This is a genomic window from Pseudomonas sp. PDM20 (assembly GCF_014852575.3).
Lineage (GTDB): Bacteria > Pseudomonadota > Gammaproteobacteria > Pseudomonadales > Pseudomonadaceae > Pseudomonas.
This window is the reverse complement of the sequence record NZ_CM181224.1, coordinates 3995036-4019227: the sequence shown is the minus strand read 5'-3', so window position 1 is coordinate 4019227 and position 24192 is coordinate 3995036. Positions and strand designations below refer to the sequence as shown.

The 24192-nt window shown below is 67.9% G+C and carries 18 protein-coding genes; 15 read left to right on the top strand and 3 right to left on the bottom strand.

What is annotated here, in order from left to right; translation table 11 throughout:
- Positions 1-19 precede the first annotated feature (19 nt).
- The 3 genes from IB261_RS18235 to IB261_RS18225 form a co-directional block, all read right to left on the bottom strand.
- The gene (locus IB261_RS18235; RefSeq protein WP_192382785.1) at positions 20-1159 is read right to left on the bottom strand and encodes an acyl-CoA dehydrogenase family protein; all 1140 of its coding nucleotides are present in this window, start codon (positions 1157-1159) and stop codon (positions 20-22) included.
- Positions 1160-1288: 129 nt separating this feature from the next.
- A complete protein-coding gene (locus IB261_RS18230) occupies positions 1289-2116 on the bottom strand; it encodes an enoyl-CoA hydratase/isomerase family protein (protein ID WP_192382784.1) in 828 nt (275 codons plus the stop codon).
- Positions 2117-2198: 82 nt separating this feature from the next.
- Positions 2199-5027: a winged helix-turn-helix domain-containing protein gene (locus tag IB261_RS18225; protein ID WP_192382783.1), complete on the bottom strand. Its 2829-nt coding sequence runs from the start codon at positions 5025-5027 to the stop codon at positions 2199-2201.
- A gap of 242 nt (positions 5028-5269) precedes the next feature.
- Between IB261_RS18225 and IB261_RS18220 the strand changes: the two genes are divergently transcribed.
- The 15 genes from IB261_RS18220 (at position 5270) to IB261_RS18150 (ending at position 24088) form a co-directional block, all read left to right on the top strand.
- The gene (locus tag IB261_RS18220) at positions 5270-6424 is read left to right on the top strand and encodes a CaiB/BaiF CoA transferase family protein (RefSeq protein WP_151187562.1); all 1155 of its coding nucleotides are present in this window, start codon (positions 5270-5272) and stop codon (positions 6422-6424) included.
- A gap of 34 nt (positions 6425-6458) precedes the next feature.
- Positions 6459-7658 (top strand): acetyl-CoA C-acetyltransferase, encoded by a 1200-nt coding sequence (locus IB261_RS18215; protein ID WP_192382782.1) that lies wholly within the window; start codon positions 6459-6461, stop codon positions 7656-7658.
- A gap of 14 nt (positions 7659-7672) precedes the next feature.
- Positions 7673-8068 (top strand): Zn-ribbon domain-containing OB-fold protein, encoded by a 396-nt coding sequence (locus IB261_RS18210; RefSeq protein ID WP_151187560.1) that lies wholly within the window; start codon positions 7673-7675, stop codon positions 8066-8068.
- On the top strand, positions 8065-9210 hold the full coding sequence (locus IB261_RS18205; protein WP_192382781.1) for a thiolase family protein: 1146 nt from the start codon (positions 8065-8067) through the stop codon (positions 9208-9210). The genes IB261_RS18210 and IB261_RS18205 overlap by 4 nt, the downstream gene beginning before the upstream one ends.
- A gap of 10 nt (positions 9211-9220) precedes the next feature.
- A complete protein-coding gene (gene fabG, locus IB261_RS18200) occupies positions 9221-9982 on the top strand; it encodes a 3-oxoacyl-ACP reductase FabG (protein WP_151187558.1) in 762 nt (253 codons plus the stop codon).
- A gap of 3 nt (positions 9983-9985) precedes the next feature.
- The gene (locus tag IB261_RS18195) at positions 9986-10789 is read left to right on the top strand and encodes an enoyl-CoA hydratase/isomerase family protein (RefSeq protein WP_192382780.1); all 804 of its coding nucleotides are present in this window, start codon (positions 9986-9988) and stop codon (positions 10787-10789) included.
- Between the two features lie 16 nt (positions 10790-10805).
- Positions 10806-11960: an acyl-CoA dehydrogenase family protein gene (locus tag IB261_RS18190; protein ID WP_192382779.1), complete on the top strand. Its 1155-nt coding sequence runs from the start codon at positions 10806-10808 to the stop codon at positions 11958-11960.
- A 33-nt stretch (positions 11961-11993) separates the two neighbouring features.
- Positions 11994-12911: an SDR family oxidoreductase gene (locus IB261_RS18185; RefSeq protein ID WP_192382778.1), complete on the top strand. Its 918-nt coding sequence runs from the start codon at positions 11994-11996 to the stop codon at positions 12909-12911.
- A gap of 13 nt (positions 12912-12924) precedes the next feature.
- The gene (locus IB261_RS18180) at positions 12925-14157 is read left to right on the top strand and encodes an acyl-CoA dehydrogenase family protein (protein WP_192382777.1); all 1233 of its coding nucleotides are present in this window, start codon (positions 12925-12927) and stop codon (positions 14155-14157) included.
- A 46-nt stretch (positions 14158-14203) separates the two neighbouring features.
- Complete coding sequence (locus tag IB261_RS18175; protein ID WP_192382776.1) at positions 14204-15931, top strand: long-chain fatty acid--CoA ligase; 1728 nt, start codon at positions 14204-14206, stop codon at positions 15929-15931.
- Positions 15932-15970: 39 nt separating this feature from the next.
- A complete protein-coding gene (locus tag IB261_RS18170; protein WP_192382775.1) occupies positions 15971-17527 on the top strand; it encodes a long-chain-fatty-acid--CoA ligase in 1557 nt (518 codons plus the stop codon).
- Positions 17527-17967 carry a PaaI family thioesterase gene (locus tag IB261_RS18165; protein ID WP_151187552.1) on the top strand — a complete coding sequence of 147 codons (441 nt, stop codon included), beginning with the start codon at positions 17527-17529 and terminating at the stop codon, positions 17965-17967. Before IB261_RS18170 ends, IB261_RS18165 begins: the two co-directional genes overlap by 1 nt.
- A gap of 237 nt (positions 17968-18204) precedes the next feature.
- Positions 18205-20055, top strand: a complete 1851-nt coding sequence (locus IB261_RS18160; protein ID WP_192382774.1) for a DUF1302 domain-containing protein — start codon at positions 18205-18207, stop codon at positions 20053-20055.
- A gap of 22 nt (positions 20056-20077) precedes the next feature.
- Positions 20078-21445 (top strand): DUF1329 domain-containing protein, encoded by a 1368-nt coding sequence (locus IB261_RS18155; protein ID WP_192382773.1) that lies wholly within the window; start codon positions 20078-20080, stop codon positions 21443-21445.
- Between the two features lie 309 nt (positions 21446-21754).
- Positions 21755-24088, top strand: a complete 2334-nt coding sequence (locus tag IB261_RS18150) for a helix-turn-helix transcriptional regulator (protein WP_192382772.1) — start codon at positions 21755-21757, stop codon at positions 24086-24088.
- Positions 24089-24192: the final 104 nt, after the last annotated feature.

Sequence of the window (24192 nt, the reverse complement as noted above, 5' to 3'; positions counted from 1 at the left end):
GGTTGTTGTCCTTGTGTGATCAGAGCTTGCGCGAGATCAGCTCGCGCATGACTTCGCTGGTGCCGCCGTAGATGCGGTTCACCCGCATGTCGACGAAGGCGCGGGCCACCGGGTACTCGAGCATGTAGCCGTAGCCGCCGTGCAGCTGGACCATTTCGTCCAGCGCCTTGCCCAGGGTTTCGGTGGCGAACAGCTTGGCGATGGCCGCTTCTTCCAGGGTCAGGCGGCGACGCATGTGCTCGGCCAGGTAGTGGTCGATCAACAGGCGCACGGCCGTGGCCTGGGCCTTGATGTCGGCGAGCTTGAAACGGGTGTTCTGGAAGTCCCAGACGGTCTGGCCGAAGGCCTTGCGGTTCTTCACGTAGTCCAGGGTGTGGTCGAGCACCGCCTCCAGTCGCGCGGCGGCGGAAACGGCGATGGAGAAGCGCTCCTGCGGCAGCTCGCCCATCAGGTAGGCGAAGCCCTTGCCTTCCTCGCCCAGGCGGTTGGCCACCGGCACCCGCACGTTGTCGAAGTACAGCTCGGCGGTGTCCTGGGCGTGCTGGCCGACCTTGTCCAGCTTGCGTCCGCGCTGGAAGCCGGTGCGGTCGGTTTCCACGGCAATCAGGCTGATGCCCTTGGCGCCTGCTTCCGGATCGGTCTTGCAGACAACGATCACCAGGTCGGCGGACAGCCCGTTGCTGATGAAGGTCTTGCTGCCGTTGATCACGTACTCGTTGCCGTCGCGGATGGCGGTAGTACGCACCGCTTTGAGGTCGCTGCCGGTGCCCGGTTCGGTCATGGCGATGGCGAGGATCAGCTCGCCCGAGCAGGCGTCGGGCAGCCAGCGGCGCTTCTGTTCTTCGCTGCCGCAGCGGGCGATGTAGGGGGCGATGATGTCCGAGTGCATGCCCATCCCGTTGCCGGACAGGCCGGCACGGTTGAACTCCTCGTTGTACACCGCGCTGTGGCCGAAATCGCCGCCACCACCGCCGTATTCGGTGGGCAGGGTAATGCCCAGCAGGCCTTCGCGGCCGGCTTTCAGCCAGGTCTCGCGGTCCCACTGTCCGGCCTGGTTCCAGGCTTCCTGGCGCGGCACGCACTCACGTTCGAAGAAGCGCCGCACGGTGGTGCGGAAGATTTCATGGTCGTCGCGAAAGACGCTGCGCTCGATGTGCACGGGTGGCTCCTGTTGCCGACCGGCCGGGCCGGTCGTTGGGTGTTGTCGGGTTGTCGCGGCGAGGCGCGAGGGTCTGCTGGTTACGGTAGGGGCGCGCGGGGCGGCGCTACTCCACCCGGGCCGGGTGGTTCAGTCGCGGTCCCAGTCGTAGCGGGAAGGTTCGCCACGCAGGAAGGCGGACACCGCTTCATCGTGATAGGGCGCGGTGGAGGCGACGCCCTGGGCGAGGCCTTCCAGTTCTGCCATGGCCTGCCACGGGGTTTCGTAGCTCTGGTTGAGCAGGCGCTTGCTCATGGCGATGGCGTCGCGCGGTGAAGCGAGGAAGCGCCGGGCCAGCCATTGCGCGGCGGCGGCCAGCTCTTCGGGGCGGTGTATCGAGTGCACGATGCCCAGCTCGCGGGCTTCCTCCACGGCCACCCGGCGAGCGCTGAACAGCAGCTCCTTGGCCTTCTGCAGGCCGACTATCCGCGGCAACGTATAGAGCGCGCCGGAGTCGGGCACCAGGCCGAGCTTGGCGAACGGCAGGCAGAAAGAGGCGCGCTCGGAGGCGAGGATGAAATCCGCCAGCAGGGCGATGGCGAACCCGGCGCCATAGGCCGGGCCATCGACGGCGGCGATCACCGGGATCTCCAGCCCCCGCAGGCGCTCCAGCCAGCCGTGCAGGCGGCGGATGCGCAGGCGCATGGCGTTGGCCGAATTGATCTCCGGATCGCTGCTGAGCTGGCGCTCCTTGAGCGACCGGATATCGCCGCCCGCGCAGAAGCTGCCGCCGGAGCCGGTGATGATCAGCGCGCGGATGCTGCGATCGGCCTCCAGGCGGTCGAGCATGTCCGCGTAGTCCTCACGCAGCTCCAGCGACAACGCATTGCGTGCCGCTGGCTTCAGGTGGGTAAGGGTGGCGATGCCATCGGCGATGGACAGCTGCGACTCGCGCAGCTCGATCAGTTCGGTGCTCATGGTGGACTCCGCAGGAAGAGTCCATCCATGCTCGGCCGCGCGCGGGCCGTCGCCGCCACCCGGAGTGGGTGGCGGCGCAGCTTCAGCGCGGGGTGTTGTTGGCGGTTTCCGCGTCGCGCAGGCGGGCTACCGCTTCGTCCCGGCTGCCGACGCCGAGCTTGCTGTAGATGTGCCGCAGGTGCCACTTCACGGTTTCGTGGGACAGGCCGAGCGCCCGCGCGATCTTCTTGTTCGGCAGGGCCTGGGCCAGCAGGCGCAGCACTTCCAGTTCACGCTCGCTCAGCGGTTCCATGCCGGCCCCCAGCTGCAGGCCGGTGGTGCGGGGAGCTGCTTGCGCCGTCACCGGTTGCAGCACCGTGCGCCGCGTACCGCGCAGGCGCTCGACGTAGAAGGCCAGCACCGGGTCGAGTTGCTGGTCGCGGGTGAGTGTCTCGATCAGTTGCAGGGCGTCCGGGTGCGCATCGACCACGCTACGCAACTGGCCCAAACGCTGGGCCGTGCGCAGCAGCGCCATGACCTTTTCCCGGGCCTGGTCGAGGTGCCCGCGTTGGGCGTCGAACACCGCGCAGAGCATCTTCAGGCGCGTCACGGCGAGCTGCCGGCCGTCCTGCTCGCCGGCCTCGATCATGCGGTTCAGGCGCAGCGTGGCGCTGTGCAGGTCGCCATGGGCGGCGTCCCAGCGCACGTGGGCGTTCTCGACGATGATGAAGATGTCCTTGCGATGGCTGGTGGCGGCGTCGGGGTGGCGTGCGGCGATGGCGTCCAGCCGGGCGAGCTTGGTCTCTGCGGCCACCACCTCGCCCAGTTGCAGGTGCCAGTGCACCTGCCAGACCAGCGCGTGGGCCATCAGCCGGTCGAGCTGGTGCCGGCGCGCGTACTCGTCCAGGTGTTCGAGATAGGCGAATGCCTCGCGGCGGTTTCCGGCCACCCAGTGCGCCTTGCCCAGCACCTCCAGCGCGCGCAGTACCGAGTCGGGAATCGAGATGCGCTCCAGCAGGTCGATCTGCGGCTCCAGCAGTTGCAGGGCATCGTCGATCTCATTGGTTTCATAGAGCGTGTCGCCGAGCAGCGCCGTCGCCAGGTGTCGGGCGTCGGCGCAGGAGCGGCCGTGGAGCTGCGCTTCGTAGATGACCTCGCGGTAGATCCGCTCGGCCTGGGCGATCTGCCCCTCCATGGCCAGGCTCAGGCCGATCAGGCAGCGACCCTGCAGGGTGCCGCCGGCAGTACCGAGCAGCGGCGCGCCATCCACCAGCAGGGGCGGGCGCTCCAGTTGCACCTGGCGTGCGCGTTCGTACTCGCCGCGGTTCATGTACAGCCAGGAGAGGATGTTCAGGCTGCCGCCGATCATCACCGAGTTGACGCCGGGCGGCGGATTCAACAATTGCGGGAGTATCTCCAGCGCCTCGTCGGTGTTGTCCCGTTGCACCGCCAGCACGGCGCGCAGCATGGCGACGCGGAAGCGCGAGTCGCTGTCGTCCGCCGGGACGTCACGGTCAAGTTCGGCGATGCTCTGTTCGCAGGCAGCGAAGTCTCGGGCGAACACCTGCATGCGGGCCAGCAGCAGGCGCAGGCGGATGCTGGTCTGCACCTGTTCCCTGGGCAGCAGGCGGGCCAGCTCCACGAGGATGCGCAGGTCGCCCTGGGCATACAGCGCTTCCAGGCGCTCCTCGACGAGTTGCGCGGCGGCGACAGCCTCGCCACCGGCGACGGCATGGCGCACCGCGTCGATCAGCTGGTCGCGTTCGCGCAGCCAGCTCCAGGCGCGGCTGTGCACGCTGCGCTGGTGTTCGGGGGAACGGCGGGCAAACAGGCCGAGCAGGGTTTCGCGCAGCAGCGGGTGCAGCCGGTACCAGCTTTCCGGGTCGTTGCTGTCCAGGGCGATGAGGAACAGGTTGTCCTGTTCCAGGCGGGCCAGCAGCGCCAACGCTTCGGCCACCGCGTCGGGGCGGTTCACCAGGGCGGCGCAGAGCGCCGGGCAGAAGCGATTGCAGACGGCGGTGTGCACCAGCAGTTCGACTTCATCGGGCTCCAGGCGCGCCAGCACGGCGGATTCGAAGTAGCGCGCAAAGGCCTCATGGTCGCGCAGGGGCGAAGGGGTTTCACCGACCGCTGGGCCGGCGTCGACCGGTTTTCGCCGGCTGGCGGCGAGCAGTTGCAGGCCGGCGATCCAGCCGTCGGTCAGCTCATGGATCTGCTGCACTTCGGTGGCTGGCAACTCGCCCAGCTGCTGCTGGAGAAACTGCCGGGTCTCGTCGTGGGTGAATCCGAGGTCTCGCAGGTCCAGTTCGAGAATCTGCTCCTGGCTGCGCAGCCGGGCCAGCGAGAGCGGCACGGCGCTGCGAGTGCCGAGCACCAGGTGCAGATTGGCCGGGGCATAGTCCAGCAGCCACTGCAGGGCCTGGTGGATACCGACATCGGTGAGGCTGTGCAGGTCGTCGAGCACCAGCACCACTTCCTGGCGGCTGTTGGCGATGCCCTGCACCAGGGTGATGACGGTGCGCTCCACTGATTCGCTGTCGAAGCCGTGCGCCTCCATCAGGGAGGCTTCCTGGACCATCTGCAGGTCGATCTGCGCCAGGCTGCCGAGCAGGTAGTCGATGAAGCGACCCAGTTCGTTGTCTTCCTCGCAGAGGCTCAGCCAGGCGACCTCGAAGCCCAGCGACAGCAGTTGCTGGCGGCAGGCCAGCAGCACGGTGGTCTTGCCCCAGCCGGCGGGGCCCTTGATCACGGTGCAGCGCCGCCGCCGGCTTTCCACCAGGCGCTGGACCAGACGTTCACGCGGGATGATCCGGCCGCCGCTGCGCGGGGGGGCCAGGCGCGAGCGGTCCAGGGTGGTGGTCAGGGCGGGTTCGGCCCGCTCGTCGAGCGGGGCAGGGGCAGTTCTTCTTGTGGTGGTGCTGGGCTTTTCCATGGCATTTCCAGGCAGTCTCGAGCGCCCGCGATTGTTGTCGGTCTGTACGGGCGTCCTTCAGAGAATGCCTACAAGCGATAGCCTTCACCAGTGCCTTTTGCCACCCGGCCCCGAGAGCTGCCACCCGCCACCCGACGCGGGTGGCGGCCACGCCCATCGGGCGTTGCTCCAATGCGGAAAAGCCGCCAATGGGCGGTATCGCTGCGGCAACAGCCGCGCCAGAAAGGCAAGGAACGACGTCAATGGGTGTGTTGAGCGGTATTCGAGTTCTGGAGTTCGAGGCCATCGGCCCGGCACCCTTTGCCACCATGCTGCTGGCGGACATGGGCGCGGATGTGATTCGCATCGACCGGCCCGTGGCACACGGTGATCTGGGGCCGAAGATGGATGGGCCGAAGGTGGAGATCACCGGCCGTGGCCGGCGCTCCGTCACGCTCGACCTGAAGCGCCCGGAGTCTGCGGCGGTCGCCCTGGAATTGATCGAACGCGCCGACGTACTGATCGAAGGCTTCCGTCCGGGCACGCTGGAACGCCTCGGACTCGGCCCGGAGCAGGCGCTGGCGCGCAATCCCGGGCTGGTCTACGGCCGCATGACCGGCTGGGGCCAGCATGGCCCGCTGGCCCAGCGCGCCGGCCACGACATCAACTACATCGCGCTGTCGGGCGTGCTCTCGGGCATCGGCCCGGTGGCCGGGCGCCCGCTGCCGCCGCTGAACCTGGTCGGCGACTACGGTGGTGGCGGCATGTTGCTGGCCATGGGTGTGCTGGCGGCGCTGGTCAACGTCCAGCGCGGCGGCGCCGGGCAGGTGGTGGACGCTGCCATGGCCGAAGGCGCGGCCCAACTCGGTTCGGTGTTCTGGGGGCTGCTGGCATCGGGCAACTGGCGCGAGGAGCGCGGCAGCAACCTGCTCGACGGTGGCGCGCCCTGGTACGACACCTACCGCACCCTGGACGGCGGCTACATGGCCATCGGCCCGGTGGAGTCGCGCTTCTATGCCGAACTGCTGGACAAGCTCGGCCTGGCCGGCGAGAGCCTGCCGCCGCAGCACGACCGCCACGGCTGGCCGCGCCTGCGCGAGGCCTTCATCCGCGCCTTCCTGCAGCGACCACGCGACGAATGGTGCGAAATCTTCGCCGACAGCGATGCCTGCGTGGCGCCGGTGCTCGGCTTCGCCGAAGCCGCCGGGCATCCCCATGCCCAGGCGCGCGGCAGCTTCATGGAAATCGCCGGGGTGGTGCAGCCGGCTCCGGCGCCGCGCTTCCTCGGCACCCCCGGTGCCACTCCGCAGCCAGCGCCCGCGCGTGGGCAGTTCGGCCAGGCGGCGCTGCGCGACTGGGGGCTGGACGCCGGCCTGATCGAGCGCCTGCGTGCCAGCGGTCTGGGCGCCGATGCCTGACTGAACCCTGATCACAGCACAAGAAGAGACCGCCATGTCCAACGCCTACATTCTTTCCCCCGTGCGCACGCCTATCGGCAAGTTCGGCGGCGCGCTCGCCAGCGTGCCGGCGGCGGACCTGGCTGCGCGGGTCCTGCAGGAAGTCCTGCGGCGCAGCGGAGTGCCCGCCGGACAGGTCGACGAAGTGATAGTCGCGCAGTCCTACCAGTCCAGCGAGGCGCCCTGTATGGGCCGCTACGCCGCCGCCCTGGCCGGCCTGCCCGACGAAGTGGCCGGCTACTCGGTGGACCGTCGTTGCGGCTCCGGCCTGCAGGCGGTGATCGATGCGGCCATGCAGGTCCAGACCGGCGCCGCCGACTGCCTGCTGGTGGCTGGCGTCGAGAGCATGAGCAACATCGAGTACTACAGCACCAGCATGCGCTGGGGCGCGCGCCTGGGTGACGTGAAGCTGCATGACCGCCTCGACCGCGGCCGGGTCAACTCGCAGCCGGCAAGCCGCTACGGCGACTGCCCAGGCGGCGCGGTGGAGACCGCCGAGAACCTGGTGCGCGACTACGGCATCAGCCGTGAAGCCTGTGACCACTGGGCGGTCGGCAGCCACCTGAAGGCTGCGGCGGCCTGGAGCCAGGGGCGTTTCGATGCCGAGGTCATGCCGATCGAGGTCCCGCAGCGCAAGGGTGAACCGCTGATCTTCGGCCGCGATGAAGGCATCCGTGAAGACGCCAGCTATGCCGCCATGGCCAGGCTGGCGCCGGTCATCAAGGGCGGCACCGTCACCGCCGGCAGCGCTAGCCAGCAGAACGACGCGGCGGCCGGCTGCCTGGTGGTCTCCGAGCGCTTCGTGATCCAGCACGGCCTGCGCCCGATGGCGCGTTTCGCCGGCTGGGCCTCGGCCGGTTGCCATCCGCTGCGCATGGGCATCGGCCCGGTGCCGGCGGTGGCGAAGCTGCTGCGGCGACTGCAGCTGGAGCTGGCCGACATGGACCTGATCGAGGTGAACGAGGCCTTCGCCGGACAGGTGCTTGCCGTGCTGCGCGAGTGGCAGCTGGAAGACGACCCGCGGGTCAACGTCAATGGCTCGGGCATCTCCCTGGGCCACCCCATCGGCGCCACCGGGCTGCGGATCATGACCTCGCTGCTCCACGAGATGCAGCGCCGCAACGCCCGGTACGGCCTGGAAACCATGTGCATCGGCGGCGGGCAGGGGCTCGCCGCGGTGTTCGAACGCGTCTGAGCCAAGGAGCTCCCATGAGTGCACAAACCGAGGCGGTGCCCGGCATCGCCGAACAACCCTGGCGCGAGCGCGACGGCCGCCTGGTCCTGCTGGCCACGCGCCGCCGGGGCCACGCCGGCCTGCATTTCCCGCCGCTGCCCGAGACTTCGCCGCTGCGTGACGGCAGCGAACTGGTGGAGCTGGATTCAAGCCCGCGGCTGTACAGCTTCACCGTCGTGCATTTCAGCCCGAAGGCCAACAAGCCGCCGCAGCCGCTGGGCCTGGCCGACTTCCCCGAGGGACTGCGGGTGTTCGCACGCCTGGACTATCCCGCCGGTCGCCTGCCGCGCATCGGCGATGCCTTGTGCCTGTGTCTGGTCGACTCCGACAGCGGCCCGATCTACGCCTTCCGTCCGCAGGAGGACGCATGAACAAGCCGGTCTATATCTCTGGCGTGGCGATGACGCCTTTCGGCCGTCACACCGCGTCCCTGCAGGATCTCACCCAGCAGTCGGTGTTGCAGGCGCTGGCCGACGCCGGGATCGAACTGCATGAGCCGCAGGCCTTCTACGCCTGCAACGTGTTCGGCGGCATGGTCCTGGGCCAGGTGCTGCTGCGCGACCTGGGCCTGTCCGGCCTGCCGATCTACAACGTGGAAAACGCCTGCGCCAGTGGCGCCACCGGCGTGCACCTGGCCTGCCATGCGCTGCAGGCCGGCATCTACGAGACCGTGGTGGTGTTCGGCGTGGAGAAGCTCACCAGCCTGGGCGGCGGCACCATCCCGCTGCAGCGCAACGACTACATGACCGAACTCTATGCCCGTGCCGGCATGGCGCTGCCGGCGATCTACGCCATGCGCGCCACCCGCTACCTGCACGAGTTCGGCGTGGGCGCCGAGGTGCTGGCGGAAGTGGCGGTGAAGAACCGTCGTCACGGTGCGCTCAACCCCTACGCGCAGACCCGCACCGAGGTTTCCCTCGACGAGGTGCTGAACTCGCGGACGGTCTTCGACCCGCTGACCCTGCTGCAATGCTGCCCCTCGGCGGTGGATGGCGCCGCCGCGCTGGTGCTGACCACCCGCAAGCCGCAGCAGGCGCGCCCGGTACAGGTACTGGCGTCGGTCATCCAGTCCGGCCGCGCCGAGGAGCCGGACGACGACATCCTGTCCGCCGAGATCACCGCCCGCGCCGCCACGCTGGCCTACCGGCAGGCGGGGGTGAAGCCGGCCGACATCGACGTCATCGAGCTGCACGACGCCTTCAGCATCGCCGAACTCATCTACTACAACGCCCTCGGCCTGTGCGGCCGCGGCGAAGCCCACGAACTGCTGAAGAGCGGGGCTACCGGACTGGGCGGCAAGACCGTGGTCAACCCCTCCGGCGGCTTGCTCGCCAAGGGCCATCCGCTGGGCGCCACCGGCGTCGCGCAGATGGTCGAGGCGGTCTGGCAACTGCAGCAGCGCGCCGGCGAACGCCAGGCCGAGGGCGCCGAGCTGGCGCTGACCCAATGCACCGGCGGCGGCATTGCCGGCGTCGATCACGCGGCTTCCGCCGTACACATCCTGGGCGTCTGAGGAGACCCACATGAGCACGTCATCCCTGAACCAACAGGTCGCCATCGTTACCGGTGGCGCCCAGGGCATCGGCCTGGGCCTGACCCGAGCCTTGCTGGACGCCGGTTACGCCGTCGCCATGTTCGACCTGAACGGCGAAGCCATGGAGCGATTGGTCACCGAAGCGGGTGCCCAGGCGGACAGCCTGATGGGCGTCAAGGTCGACGTCACCAGCGCCGACCAGGTCAATGCCGCGGTGGCCCAGGTCGCCGCGCGCTGGAAGACCCCGGACCTGCTGGTGAACAACGCCGGCCTGACCCGCGACAAACGCCTGGTGAACATGAGCGAGGCGGACTGGGACCTGGTGCTGGACGTCAACCTCAAGTCGCAGTTCCTCTGTGCCAAGGCCGTGGTGCCGGGCATGGTCGAGCAGGGCTTCGGGCGCATCGTCAACATCTCCTCGCGAGCCTGGCTCGGCGGCTTCGGCCAGGCCAACTACTCGGCGGCCAAGGGCGGCGTGATCAGCCTGACGCGCACCCTGGCCATCGAACTGGCCAGGCACGGCATCACCGCCAACGCCATTGCGCCGGGTGCCATCGATACGCCGATCCTCGCGCCGCTCTCCGATGAGCAGCGGGCGAAGATCATGGCGACCATTCCCGTGGGCCGCATCGGCAAGCCCGAGGACATCGCCCATGCGGTGCTGATGTTCGCCGACCCGAAGGCGTCCTATATCACCGGCCAGACCCTCTATGTCTGCGGTGGCCGTTCCCTGTCCAGCCCGAGCGCTTGAGCCATGGCGATCCAGTTCCAGATCATCGGTCACGTGGCGCTCATCACCCTGGATGCGCCGGAGTCCATGAATGCCCTGACCATCGGTGACCTGCGCCACCTGCGCAAGGCCCTGGGTACGGCCCAGGACGAGGACCAGGTGCGCGCCATCGTCCTCACTGGCGCCGGCGACCAGGCGTTCTGCACCGGCGCCAACCTCAAGGCGACCCTGCCGCCGTCCACCGGTTTCGCCAGCGGCAACTTCAAGAGCCGCGCGGCGGAAGCCGAGGAGGGGGGCTACACGCGACTGATCGACCTCGGCGACCTGGAGATCTGGAAACCGATGATCGCCGCCATCCATGGCTACTGCCTGGGTGGCGGGCTGGAGCTGGCGCTGCAATGCGACCTGCGCATCGCCAGCGAACAGGCCTCTTTCGCCCTGCCTGAGGCACGGGTTGCCAGCGTGCCGGCGGTGGGCGGCGTGCAGTACCTGTTGCGCGCCATCCCGGCGGCCCACGCGATGAAGCTTGCCCTGACCGGCGAGCGCATCGACGCCGCCCAGGCCCTGCGCATTGGCCTGATCAGCGACTGCGTGCCGCGCGGGCAGTTGCTGACCCTGGCCATGGAGCTGGCGGAGACCATTGCCGCCAACGGCCCGCTGGCAGTGCAGGCGATCAAGCGCCTGGCGGTGGAAACCAGCCACCTGGCGCCGCGCGATTTCGTCGCCCAGGCCAACCTGCACTGGGGCCTGCTGCGCGACAGCCGCGACCGCATCGAGGGCCGCAAGGCCTTCGCCGAGAAACGTCAGCCGAAATTCACCGGCAACTGAGCCTGAGAGCCCTTCGATGAACTTCGCTCCCAATGAATCCCAGGAAATGATGATCGACGCGGCCCGGCGCATGGTGCGTGACCGTATCGATCCCGTGCTCGCCCGTCACCCCGTGGACAAGCCGCTGCCGCGCAGCGCCATGCTGGAGATCTACGCCGCCCTGGCCGAGCTGGGCATTACCGCGCCGCGCCTGCCCATCGAGGTCGGTGGCGGCGGGCTGAAGATGCTCGACTACGGGCTGATCCTCGAACAGCTGCCGGCCATTGTCGCGCTGTCGCTGATTTCCCACGAAGGCACCGTGGCGCGCATCTATTCCGGCTGCCCGCCGGAGATCGCCGCGCAGTACCTGCCGGACCTGATCGCCGGGCGCAAGATTGCCTGCACCGCCAACTCCGAGGTCAACGCCGGCTCTGACTCCAACGCGGTGAAGACCCGCCTGCGGGTCGAAGGCGACAGCGTCTACATCAGCGGTCGCAAGATCTGGATCACCAACGCCTCGGTCTGCGACCTGCTCAACGTCTCCTGCACTCTGGGCAACGATGAGCGCGGCCGGCCCATCGCCCAGCGCGTCCTGGTGGACCGCAGCCAGTCGACGGTGGAGGTGCGCGAGATTGGCGTCACCGGCCTGCAACAGGGCCACCTGAGCGAAGTGCTGTTCGAAGAAACCCGCATTCCCCGCAGCCACCTGATCGGCGAGGCCGGCGATGCCGCCCGGACTCTTACCGTCGGCTGGAACGGCAACCGCCCGCTGATCGGCCTGATGTGCGTGCACCTGGCGCAGAAGGCCTTCGACATGTGCGTGGAATATGCCGGCGTGCGCGAGCAGTTCGGCAAGCCGCTGGCGGCGCACCAACTGGTGCAGCAGGACCTGGCGGACATGCAGACGCTGATCGTCAGCGCGCGCCTGCTCTGCTACCAGGCGCTGGATGCGATGGACCGTGGCCAGCGCGCCAACGGCAGCTCGGCCATGGCCAAGCGCTACGCCACCCAGGCCTGCGAGCGCGCGCTCGGGCTGGCGATGCAGCTTCATGGCGGCATGGGCATCACCGAGGAACTGGGCATCGAACGCATGTGGCGCGACGCCCGCATGTTCCAGGTGCCCGACGGCATGAACGGCATTCTGGCGCTGATCCAGGGCCGCGAGATCACCGGCGTCAGCGCGTTCCGCTGAGCCGCCCAGAACAAGAATCCGAAGGAGTTACCCATGAGTTCGCAGATGATGGAAGGCAAGGTCGTCATCGTCACCGGTTCCGGCCGTGGCATCGGCCGCGAGATGGCCCTGCAGATGGCCGCGCAGGGTGCGCGGGTGGTGGTCAACGACGTGGGTGTCAGTGTCAGCGGCGAGGCCGATGACGAGGACCCCGGCCGCGAAGTGGTCGAGGCGATCCGCGCCGCCGGTGGCGAAGCGGTACTCAGCCGCGACAGCGTATCGGAGTGGGACAGCGCCCAGCGCATCGTCCAGCAGGCCATGGACAGTTTCGGTCGCCTCGATGCGGTGGTGAACAACGCCGGCATCCTGCGCGACCGGATCTTCCACCAGATGAGCCCGGAGGAATTCGACGCGGTGATCCGCGTGCACCTCTACGGCAGCTTCTACATGAGCCGCGCGGCGATCACCGGGTTCCGCGAGCAGAAGTCCGGCGCCTTCGTGCACATGACCTCCACCTCCGGCCTGGTGGGCAACCTCGGCCAGGCCAATTACGCCGCCGCCAAGCTGGGCATCGTCGGGCTGTCCAAGTCCATCGCCCTGGATGGCGCTCGCTATGGCGTGCGCTCCAACTGCATCGCGCCATTCGCCTGGAGCCGCATGGTCGGCTCGATCCCCGCCAGTGACCCGGCCCAGGCCGCGCGGGTGGAGAAGGTCAAGTCGATGACCCCGGCGCCGATCGCCGCCATGGCGGTGTTTCTCGCCAGCGACGCGGCCAGCGAGGTCAACGGGCAGGTCTTCACCGTGCGCCGCAACGAGGTGTTCCTGATGAGCCAGCCGCGACCGCTGCGTTCGCTGCACCGCGGCGAGGGCTGGACACCGGAGTTGCTGGCCGAACATATGCTGCCGGCGCTCAAGCCGTCGTTCCTGCCATTGGATACCTCGGCCGACGTGTTCGGCTGGGACCCGGTCTGAGGAGAACAAGCCCATGGATTTCAACGTACCTGACGACTGGGTGGCGGTAGGCGACGCGCTGATCCGCTTCATCGAGCAGGAAGTGGTGCCGCTGGAGAAGCAGCACGCTGACCTGCTGCACAACGAACGTCGCCTGTACACCGAGGATGGCCGCTACGCGCCGCAGGTGATGGAGCTGCGCGCGCGGGTGCGCCGGCTCTCCGCCGAAGCCGGCTTCTACACCGCGCTGGGCGACCTGTCGCTGGGTGGTGCCGGCCTCGGCGCCCAGGCGGCGGTCTACCTGCAGGAGCGGCTGAATGCCCATGTCGGGCCGTCCCGGCACCTGATCCAGACGGTGATCCTGCCGTCGCCCTTCACCAACGGCCTGACGCCGGTGCTTCGCCACCTGCAGCCGCAGGTGCTGGAGGAGTATCTGCCGGCCATCGCCAGCGGCGAGCGTACCCTCTGCTTCGGCCTCAGCGAGCCGGATGCCGGCTCCGACGTGCTGGCCATGCGCACCCGCGCGGTGCGCGACGGTGACCACTGGGTGCTCAACGGCAGCAAACAGTGGATCACCAACGCTCCCTACGCCGACTACGCGATGATCTTCGCCGTCACCGACGAGGACAAGGTGAAGGCAGGGAAGGGCGGTATCACCGGCTTCTTCCTGGCCACCGACACCCCCGGCTTCTCGGTGCCCAGCGTGATCCCGATCATGGGCCACCTGGGCGCGGACATCGGCATCATCGCGCTGGACAATGTGCGGGTGCCTGACAGCCAGCGCATCGGCCCGCTCGATCGCGGCCTGCAGGCGGCGCTGGAAGGCGTCAACGCCGGGCGTCTGAGCATGGCCGCGTCCTGCTTGGGGCTGGCGCGCTGGGCGCTGGACCAGGCGCTGGACTACGCCAAGGTGCGCAAGACCTTCGGCCAGCCGATCGCCGAGCACCAGATGGTCCAGGCGATGCTCGCCGAGTGCGCGATGGACATCTATGCGGTGAAGAGCATGGTGCGCCATTGCGCGTGGCTGGTGGACCAGGGCCAGCCGGCGACCAAGGAAGTCTCCATCGTCAAGGCATCCTCCACCGAAGCGCTGTGCCGGGTGATGGACCGCTGCATGCAGGTGCATGGCGGCATGGGCCTGACCAACGAGCTGCGCCTGGAAGAGGGCTTCCGTTTCGCCCGCAGCATGCGCATCCCCGACGGCACCTCGGAAATCCAGCGGCGCACCATCGCCCGCCGCCTGCTCGACGGCGACACCTGCTTCTGACCCATAATTCCAACAAGCGGGCCACAGCCCGTGAACAGGAGGCTTCATGGCCTACAGTCATCCCCACCCGACGCCGCCCGGCGTGGTCGAACGCCCGAGCAGTCCGCTGGCCGCCGATCCGCGCCACGCCGCCAGCCTGCCGGCGCGCCAGGTGCACATCCCGCAAACCAGCATCTTCAACCACCTGGAGACCGCCGCGCGGCGCTATCCGGGCAAGACTGCGGTGCAGTTCTTCGGCAATGCCTACCGTTATGCCGAGCTGCTGCGCGACGTCGAGCGCATGGCCGGCTACCTTCAGAACGTCTGCGGCGTGGAGCGCGGGGACCGGGTGGTGGTGTTCAGCCAGAACTGCCCGCAGTTCATCGCCGCCTACTTCGCCATCCTGCGTGCCGACGCCGTGCTGGTGCCGGCCAACGCCATGCTGCTGCTCGAGGAGATGGAGCACATCGTCCGCGACAGCGGCGCGGTGGCGGCCTTCGTCGCCGAGGAGCTGGTGGAACAGGTCGCCCCGTTGATTGGTCGCACCTCGCTGCGGCACGTGGTCGTGCATGCCTACGGCGATGTGCTGGGTGAGGATGACGCCGGGCTGAACATTCCCGACTGGGTGCGCCAGCGTTCATCGCCCCGGCCGCTGTTCGCCGGCGGCGAGCGCTGGGCCGCGGCACTGGCCCAGGAACACGCGCCGGCGCCGCATCGCGCCGGCCCCGACGACCTCTGCATGCTGCCCTACACCTCGGGCACCACCGGCAAGCCCAAGGCCTGCGTGCACACCCATCGCACCGTCAGCACCTCCTTCGTCGGCTCCTCGGTGTGGCGCCCGACCAATGCCTCCTCGGTGTTCCTCGCGGTAGCGCCGCTGTTCCACCTGCTCGGCCTGCAGACCAACGTCAACGCTGCGATCTTCAATGGCAGCACCATCGTGCTGATGCCGCGCTGGGAGCGCGAAACCGCTGCGACCCTGATCGAGCGCCACGGTGTGACCTTCTGGGCGGCATTGCCGACCATGCTGGTGGACTTCTTCTCGCAGCCCGGCATCGACCAGCGCGACCTCTCCAGCCTGCGCATCATCACCGGCGGCGGGGCGGCCACGCCGCAGCACATCAGCGACCTGCTCAAGCAGCGCTACGGCCTCGACTACATCGAGGGCTACGGCCTGACGGAGACCGCATCCTTTCTCTGCACCAACCCGCTGTACAAGCCAAAGCGCGGTTGCCTGGGTGTCCCGACTTTCGGCGTCGAGCTGCACCTGCTCGATCCGGAGACTCTGGAACCGGTCGCCCAGGGCGAGGTCGGCGAGATCGTCGCTCACGCCGGCCAGGCGATGCTGGGCTACTGGAACAATCCGCAGGCCAACGCCGACAGCTTCATCGTCATCGACGGCAAGCGTTTCCTGCGTACGGGCGATCTGGCGAGCATGGACGAGGACGGCTACCTGTTCATGCGCGACCGCCTCAAGCGAATGATCAACGCCTCGGGATTCAAGGTCTGGCCGGCCGAGGTCGAAGCTTTGCTGCACGGCCATCCGGCTGTCTCCGAGGCTTGCGTGATCGCCGCCCCGGATCGCCACCGCGGCGAAACGGTGAAGGCGGTGGTCACCCTGAAGCCGGGGGCCACCCTGAGCAGCGAGGAGCTGCTCGCCTGGTGCCGCGAGCACATGGCCACCTACAAGGCACCGCGCCTGGCGCAGATCGTCGACAGCCTGCCGAAGAACGCCACGGGAAAGATCGCCTGGCGCGAGCTGCAGGAACAGGAGATGGCCCGGCACGCCTCCTGAGCGCCGGGCCCGACAACAACAATTCCAAGGATTCCCCGCATGTACCTGACCCAAGGCCTGCAGCGTTCGCTGCAGCAGACGCCCGAGAAAGTCATCACCCTGTTCGGCGCCCGTCGCCGCACTTTCCGCGAGTTCGGCGAGCGCGTTGCGCGCCTGGCCGGCGCCTTGCGCAACCTGGGCATGGTCGCCGACGACCGTGTCAGCATGCTCGCGCTCAACTCCGACCGTTACCTGGAATACATGCAGGGCACCTGGTGGGGCGGTGGCGTGCTCAACCCGATCAACATCCGCTGGGCCGTGCCGGAAATCGTCTACTCGCTGGATGACTGCAACACCCGCTTCCTGCTGGTCGACGATTACTTCCTGCCGCTGGTCGAGGGTATCCGCGCCCAGGTGCGCAATGCCCCGGTGTTCATCTACGCCGGCGAGAAGGGCGCTCCGCCGGGGATGCTCGACTACGAGACGCTGCTGGCCGCCGCCACGCCGGTGGAAGACGCCGGCCGTGGCGGCGACGACCTTGCCTGCATCATGTACACCGGCGGCACCACCGGTTTTCCCAAGGGCGTGATGCAGAGCCACTTCAACCTCTGGTCGGCATGCATCCAGCGCATGGCGGAAATCCACCAGGGCGCCGAGCAGCGCGACCTGCACGTCATGCCGCTGTTCCATATCGCCGGGCTGGCGCGGGTGGTCTCCGGCTTCATCGCCGGCGGCTCGCATGTCATCCAGCCGACCTTCGATGCGCCGGCGGTGCTGCGTGCGATTGCAGAGGAGGGCGTGACCGACGCGATCCTGGTGCCGACCATGATCCTCGGCCTGCTGGCCCACCCGGAGTTCGACCAGCACGATCTGTCCTCGCTGCGGCGCCTGACCTATGGCGCCTCGCCGACCGCCGGCGAAATGATCGAGCAGGTGCTGGCGCGCTTGCCGAACCTGCAGCTGTCGCACTCCTACGGGCTGACCGAGGCCTGCCCGATCGTCTCCACCAATCCGCCGCAGAACCATGGCGCAGAGGCCAGGGCCAGCGGCCTGATCCGTTCGGTAGGGCGTGCCGGCCTGGGCGTCAACGTGAAGATCGTTGACGAGCAGGGCGAAGAAGTACCGCGCGGAACGGTCGGCGAGATCATCGTGCGCGGCCCGAACATCATGCTCGGCTACTGGAACAAGCCGGAGGAAACCGCCAGGGCGCTGCGCGACGGCTGGCTGTTCACCGGCGATGGTGCCTACATGGACGAGCAGGGCTACCTGTTCATCGTCGACCGGCTCAAGGACATGATCGTCAGCGGCGGCGAGAACGTGTATTCGGCTGAAGTGGAGAACGTCGTCGCCCGCCATCCGGCAGTGCTGATGTGCGCGGTGATCGGCATTCCCCACGAACAATGGGGCGAGTCGGTGCATGCCATCGTGGTGCGCAAGCCGGGGGCAACGGTGGATGAGGACGACCTGCGGCGCTACTGCCGCGAGTACATCGCCAGCTACAAGTGCCCGAAATCGGTGGAGTTCCGCGATGCGCTGCCGCTCACCGGGGCCGGCAAGATCCTCAAGCGCGACCTGCGCGAACCCTTCTGGGCCGGCAAGAGCCGGGCGGTGAACTGATGACTGCCATCGACCCGTCTCTGCCGGGTGTTCCTGGCGGCTTTTCGCCGCTGCCGACGCCACCCGGGTTCGCCCGCCACTGCGGCGGCTTCTACCTGCACGACGAGCTGCCGGTGCTCGGCGTGCGCATCGGCGAACACCTGCTCAACTCGGTGCGCATCGTCCACGGCGGCTTCCTCGCCACCCTGGCCGACAGTGCCTTCGGCGTGGTGTTCCGGCGTGCGTACGACCTGGAATTTCCGCCGATCACCGTCAGCCTGGGGCTCGACTACCTGGGCGCAGTGCGCGAGGGCGAATGGCTGGAGGCCCATGTGGAGATTCTCAAGTTCGGCGGCAGTCTCGCCAACGCCGAGTGCCGGTTGAAAGTGGGCGATCGCACGGTGCTGCGCGCAAGCGGCATCTTCACCCTGTGGAAGGGCCCCCGCACCGATCAGCGCTGAGCCGCCGCGTCCGCCCCGCGACACCGACGCCCCATCGAACCATCGATGGGGCGTCGGCGTTTCGTCGCTGCGAAAACCCCTCTGTCACCCTTGGTAACGCGGCTTCGCGGCTGGCCTGGCGCGGCCTGCGGGGCGGGTTGGCGGCACTCGGCAGAATTACCCGATCGGGTGAATTGGCGCACTCCACCCCTCGCTAGCATCGGCTCTCCAAACACTGATCCGCTTTCGGAGCGCCGCATGACAAGAACAACAAAACGCGGAGTTTTTCAGCCGCAGCTGCTGGCCGCCGCCGTCGCCCTGGGCGTCGGTTCGCAGGCCTACGCCGTCGACTTCAATATCGGGGAGATCGAAGGCAAGTTCGACTCCTCGTTGTCGATCGGTGCCAGCTGGTCCACCCAGTCTCCCGACAAACAGTTCATCTCCAACTTCAACTCGATGGGCGTGAAGGGCGGCAAGTCGTCGTCGCGCACCGTGGATGACGGCCGCCTGAACTTCAAGAGTGGCGAGAACTTCTCGACCATCTTCAAGGGACTGCACGATCTGGAGCTGAAGTACGGCGACAGCGGTGCATTCGTGCGTGGCAAGTACTGGTACGACTCCGAGCTCAAGGATGGCAGCCAGCACTTCTACGATATCGACGACCATGGCCGCGACCAGGCCGCCAAGTCTTCCGGGGCGATGTTCCTCGACAGCTTCGTCTACCACAACTACGAGCTGGGCGACCTGCCGGGCAACGTGCGGCTGGGCAAGCAGGTGGTGAGCTGGGGCGAGAGCACCTTCATCCAGAACGGCATCAACTCGATCAACCCCATCGACGTCGCCGCGCTGCGCCGCCCGGGTTCCGAGGTGAAGGAAGCGCTGGTGCCGGTGAACATGTTCTACCTGTCCCAGGGGCTGATGGAGAACGTCACCGCCGAAGGCTTCTACCAGATCGAATGGGACAAGTCGGTGGCCGACAACTGCGGGACCTTCTTCGGCAACGATGGTATCCCCAAGGGGTGCGATGACCGCCTGGTGGTGTCCGGGCTGGACCTCGCGCCCGGCCAGGCCACCAACAAGGGCAGCGCCCTGGCCATCGCCCGTGGGCTGGACGATGTCTACATCCCGCGGGTCAAGGACAACGATGCGCGCGACGGCGGCCAGTTCGGCCTGGCCCTGCGCTGGTTCATCCCCGAGCTGAACGACACCGAAGTCGCGGCGTATGCGATGAACTACCACAGCCGCAACCCGTTCCTCAGCACCGTGCGTACCAAGGGCGCCGGCACTCCGCCCAACGCACTGAACGTGCCGCGCAGCGCCGGCTACTTCATCGATTACCCCGAGGACATCCGCCTCTACGGCCTGAGCTTCCAGACCAACATCGGTGGCACCTCGCTGGGTGGCGAGCTGAGCTACCGGCCGAACATGCCGCTGCAGATCAACACCGCCGACCTGCTCAGCGCGACCACCAACGTGCGCGGCACTCCGGGCCTGTCGCCGCTGGTCACCAGTGGCTATATCGCCGATGTGCCCAACGGCGGTGTGATCAACGGCTACAAGCGCATGCCGGTGCTGCAGGCGCAGATGACCGCGACGCAGTTCTTCGACCAGGTGATGGGCGCTGAGCGCCTGACGCTGATCGGCGAGGTGGGCTACAACCGCATCAACGGACTGGGGGACGCCGACGGCACCGACATCCGTTTCGGCCGCAACCCCGCGTTCGGCTCCGGCATCCTGCCCGGCGCCGCCGGAGCGACCACCTGCGCCGGCACCAACGTCGGTCTGGCCAATGCCAGCAACCCCGCGCAGGAGTGCAACAGCCACGGTTTCTACACCAGCGACTCCTGGGGCTACCGGCTGCGCGGCATGCTCGATTATCCCAACGTCTTCGCCGGGGTGAACCTCAAGCCGAACCTCGCCTGGTCCCATGACGTTGAAGGTCGCGGGCCGAACTTCGAAGAGGGCGCCAAGGCCATCAGCCTGGGCCTGGATGCCGACTACCTGAACACCTACACCGCCAGCCTCAGTTACACCAACTACTTCGACGGCAAGTACAACACCCTGACTGACCGCGACTTCGTCTCGCTCAGTTTCGGCGTGAACTTCTGATCCAGCACAGGCAGATACCCGCATGAAAAAGATCGCATTCCTGCAAACCGGCGTCCTCGCGCTGTCGCTGCTGACCACCAGTGTCATGGCCGCCATTTCCGCGGACGAAGCGGCCCGGCTCGGAACCAGCCTGACGCCGCTTGGCGGCGAAATGGCCGCCAATGCCGACGGCAGCATCCCGGCCTGGACCGGCGGGCTGAAGCCCGGCGCGGCGCCGGTGGACGACAACGGCTTCCTCGGCGATCCCTTCGCCGCCGACAAGCCACTGTTCGTCATCACCCGCGCCAACGTCGAGCAGTACAAGGACAAGCTGACCCCCGGCCAGCAGGCGATGTTCCAGCGCTACCCGGACACCTACCGCATCCCGGTCTACCCGACCCGCCGCAGCGCCTCCTCGCCGGACTCGATCTACGCGGCGGCAAAGAAGAGCGCCCAGTCCACCGAGCTGGTCAACGATGGCGACGGCCTGAGCAACTTCGCCGGGCATTACTACCCGTTCCCGATTCCCAAATCCGGTGTGGAAGTGGTGTGGAACCATGAGACACGCTACCGCGGTACCAGCTACACACAGCAGATCGCCCAGGCCACGCCGCAGGTCAACGGTGACTTCACCGTGGTCGAGATGCAGCAGGACGTCGCCATTCCCTTCCTGATGCCCGACGTGGATGCGCAGAAGGCCGCCAATTACCTGTTCCTGGTCAAGCAGGCGGTGACCGCGCCGTCGCGCATGGCCGGCAACGTGCTGCTGGTGCACGAGACCATCGATCAGGTGAAGGAACCGCGCAACGCCTGGTCCTACAACGCTGGTCAGCGCCGTGTGCGCCGCGCCCCTCAGGTGGCTTACGACGGCCCCGGCACCGCTGCCGATGGCCTGCGCACCGCGGACAACGCCGACATGTACAACGGCTCGCCGGACCGCTACCAGTGGAAGCTGATCGGCAAGCGCGAGATGTATGTGCCTTACAACAACTACCGGCTCTGGTCGCCCAAGCTCAAGTACACCGACATCCTCAAGCCCGGCCATATCGACCAGGACCTGACGCGCTACGAGCTGCACCGGGTCTGGGAAGTGGAGGGCACCCTCAAGCCCGGCCAGCGGCATATCTATGCCAAGCGCCACATGTTCTTCGACGAGGACACCTGGTCGCTGCTGGAGGTGGACCACTATGACGGGCGTGGCCAGCTCTGGCGCGTCGGCGAGGGTTACCAGGTCAACGACTACCAGCACGGCGTCAGCCTCTATGCGGCGCAGGCGCTGTACGACCTGATCGCCGGTCGCTACCTGGTGTTCGGCATGACCAACGAATCGAAGAAGGCCACCCAGTACGACCAGAAGTTCAGCATGAACGACTTCACCCCCGCGGCCCTGCGCAACGCTGGTATCCGCTGAGGCAGTCTGCTCCATCGCGGCGATGCGTCGGTCATCGCCGCGCCTGCGCCGGGGCGTTCTGCTCCCGCTCCGGCGCTCTCTGTCCGGGCCACCGGGCATCGCCATCCTGCGGCGGCCACCTGACACGGGTGGCGCCTTTTTCCAAGGTGTCTTGCAGTCTGATTGCAGACTCGGCGGGTTCCCGTGCCTTCGCACCACCCGCTGCTCCCGCCACACCATGGATCGAGGCCCATCATGCAAGGTCTGGGTGTCAGTTCGAACTGGGCGTGCGCGCCCGTTGCCATTCTTCCACGGCTTCCGGAGCACCACGTGCCGCGCGGCGCGCTTGCTGCCGCTGTGCGCGATGGGCGGCAGCGCCTGACGTTGCTGTGTGCACCAGCGGGATACGGCAAGACGGTGCTGCTCTGCGAGAGCTTCGCTGGCGTCGCCGCTGGCGGGAGCTTGCTGTGGCTGAACTGCCGTGGACAAGCGCCGGGGTTGGTCGAACTCTGCTCGAAGATCGCCTTGGCGCTGGGTTTTCCAGCCGCCACCGGCCCGGCGCATCTGCTGCGTCTGCTCGGTCTGCCGGGCCGCCCATTGCGCCTGGTGCTGGATGATCTCGCGGGTGACCTGTGCATTGAACTGAACAACTGGTTCGAGCAGTTGCTGCACCTGCCCGACTGCCGTGTGCGCCTGACCGTCAGCTGCCGGCAGCGACCGGTGTGGGACCTGCCATCGCTGTTGTTGCGAGGAGACCTTGTCGAGCTGGGTGTGGCGCAACTGCGTATGTCGTACCGCGACTATGAGGCGGTCTGTCGCCGTATCGCGGCGGCTGTCGACGAACCGCAGCGCGAGGAAATCTGGCTGAAGTGCGGCGGCTGGTGGGGTGCCGCCTGCCTTCTGCTGGCCGGCAACAGCCAGGGACGGACACTGCTGCGCGACTACCTGCAGCGCGAAGTGCTGGCGCGCCTGGCGGACGGAGAGCGCGGGGTATTCCACGGCCTGTGCCACCTGCCCAGGTTCTCCTCCGAGCTGTGCGCCCAGCTCTGGGAAGGCGGTGCCGGCGCCCAGGCACTGAGTCGTCTGCTGCATCTGCAGGTGTTCATCCAGCCGCTGGACGCGGAAGGGCACTGGTACCGCGTTCAGCCTCTGATCGCCGGCCTCCTGCAGGATGCCATCGCACCGGAGGAACTGGCGCGTCTGCGCCTGCACGCCTGCCGCCTGCTCAGCCTGGCAGGGCAGTTGCACGACGCCATCGACCAGGCTCTGCGGGCGCGGCAACCCGAGGTGGCGGCGACCTATATCGAACGCCTGAAACCCAGCTGGCAACTTGCCGACCGTCACTTGCGGCGCGTGCTGGATTGGCGCCGGCAACTGCCTGGCGACCTTCTCGAGGGCACCCCGCGGCTGATCTACCTCAGTACGCTGGCGCTGTTGCTCAGTGGCCAGGTTACCGAAGCCGAGCGCAGCCTGACCGGCTTGTCGCGCTTTCTGCCGGCAGCCGGAGCGGACGGCAACCGCCTGGTTCTGGCGCACTGGCAAGCCCTGGCCGGCGGCGTTCAGGCGTTTCGTGGCGAACTGGCGGAAGCCGAGCGACATTGCCGTGAGGCGCTGGCCAATCTGGGTGACGAGCCGAGGGATTGGCTGTCGCACCTGCTCTGCCAGTTCACCCTGGGGCGGGTATTGCAGGCCAGCGGTCGCGCTCGCGACGCACAGGCTCACTGGCATGCCGCTCTGGAGCAGGCGCGCCGACAGGGGTGCCAGGACAGCGAGGCGTTGTTGCAGGGCGAGAGCCTGCGCGGGCTGATGCTGGCCGGTGAACTGGAACTGGCCGGGCTGCTGCTCGAAGACGGGCTGCAGGGGCGCGCGCAGGCCGGGCTTGAATGGGACCCGGTGCTGGGGCGTCTGATGCTCATCCGTGCCGATCTGTTGCTGGCGCAGGGCTCCGTGGAGGACGCCGACCTGGCACTGCGGGCCGCCCAACCGCACCTGCGCGATTGCGACGCGCCCTTCGTGCTGGGCAGCTACCTTGGGCTGGCCGAGGTGGCTGGCCGTCGCGGCAACCCTGCCCTGGCGCAGGCCCAAGTCCGGCGCGGCGAGCGGGCCATGCAGTGCGCCGGTATCGACCGGCACTGCTACCAGCCCGCGCTGGCCCTGCAACAACTGAAAGGCCTGGCGCAAGGGTGTGACTGGCGTGGAGTGCTCGACGCCGGCTGCCTGCTCGCCGGGCAGTACCCGCTGGGGGGCGCGCTGTCGACCCTGCTGCCGCCCACCCTGAGCCTGGAGGTGCAATGGCTGGTGGCGCAGGCAGAGCACCACCTGGGGCGGCGCGAGCAGGCGGCGGCGCGATTGCGGGTGATCGTCGAGCACTGCAGCCGGAGCGGGTTTGGCCAGCTGCGCGCGGAGGTGCTGCGCTTCCGGCAACAGCAGGAAATCGAAGAGGAGGGGGCCGACGCCGGCGGCTATCAGGAGGAGCTGACGGCCCGTGAAGCGGCGGTACTCGAGCGGCTCGCCGAGGGCCTGTCGAACCAGGAAATCGCCGATGCCCTGTTCCTCTCGGTGAATACCGTCAAGTACCACGCCAAGAACATCAACGCGAAGCTCGGCACCAGCCGGCGCACCCAGGCGATCGCCTTCGCCAAGGCCCGTGGATTGCTTGCCTGAGGCCGTACCACCTGATCCGGGTGGCGCCCTGGGGCGGGCATAGCCCCAACCATTGCAGCGACTTGCCGGCGCTGTCCGCCGGCCCGATTGCCCAGCTGAGGAGC

Excerpts from the sequence above, each read along its gene's own strand:
- IB261_RS18225 (WP_192382783.1), bottom strand. The coding sequence starts at position 5,027 with ATGGAAAAGCCCAGCACCACCACAAGAAGAACTGCCCCTGCCCCGCTC.
- IB261_RS18165 (WP_151187552.1), top strand. The coding sequence starts at position 17,527 with ATGACTGCCATCGACCCGTCTCTGCCGGGTGTTCCTGGCGGCTTTTCG.
- IB261_RS18220 (WP_151187562.1), top strand. The coding sequence starts at position 5,270 with ATGGGTGTGTTGAGCGGTATTCGAGTTCTGGAGTTCGAGGCCATCGGC.
- fabG (WP_151187558.1), top strand. The coding sequence starts at position 9,221 with ATGAGCACGTCATCCCTGAACCAACAGGTCGCCATCGTTACCGGTGGC.
- IB261_RS18175 (WP_192382776.1), top strand. The coding sequence starts at position 14,204 with ATGGCCTACAGTCATCCCCACCCGACGCCGCCCGGCGTGGTCGAACGC.
- IB261_RS18160 (WP_192382774.1), top strand. The coding sequence starts at position 18,205 with ATGACAAGAACAACAAAACGCGGAGTTTTTCAGCCGCAGCTGCTGGCC.
- IB261_RS18180 (WP_192382777.1), top strand. The coding sequence starts at position 12,925 with ATGGATTTCAACGTACCTGACGACTGGGTGGCGGTAGGCGACGCGCTG.
- IB261_RS18190 (WP_192382779.1), top strand. The coding sequence starts at position 10,806 with ATGAACTTCGCTCCCAATGAATCCCAGGAAATGATGATCGACGCGGCC.
- IB261_RS18195 (WP_192382780.1), top strand. The coding sequence starts at position 9,986 with ATGGCGATCCAGTTCCAGATCATCGGTCACGTGGCGCTCATCACCCTG.
- IB261_RS18210 (WP_151187560.1), top strand. The coding sequence starts at position 7,673 with ATGAGTGCACAAACCGAGGCGGTGCCCGGCATCGCCGAACAACCCTGG.
- IB261_RS18185 (WP_192382778.1), top strand. The coding sequence starts at position 11,994 with ATGAGTTCGCAGATGATGGAAGGCAAGGTCGTCATCGTCACCGGTTCC.
- IB261_RS18215 (WP_192382782.1), top strand. The coding sequence starts at position 6,459 with ATGTCCAACGCCTACATTCTTTCCCCCGTGCGCACGCCTATCGGCAAG.
- IB261_RS18155 (WP_192382773.1), top strand. The coding sequence starts at position 20,078 with ATGAAAAAGATCGCATTCCTGCAAACCGGCGTCCTCGCGCTGTCGCTG.
- IB261_RS18230 (WP_192382784.1), bottom strand. The coding sequence starts at position 2,116 with ATGAGCACCGAACTGATCGAGCTGCGCGAGTCGCAGCTGTCCATCGCC.
- IB261_RS18170 (WP_192382775.1), top strand. The coding sequence starts at position 15,971 with ATGTACCTGACCCAAGGCCTGCAGCGTTCGCTGCAGCAGACGCCCGAG.
- IB261_RS18205 (WP_192382781.1), top strand. The coding sequence starts at position 8,065 with ATGAACAAGCCGGTCTATATCTCTGGCGTGGCGATGACGCCTTTCGGC.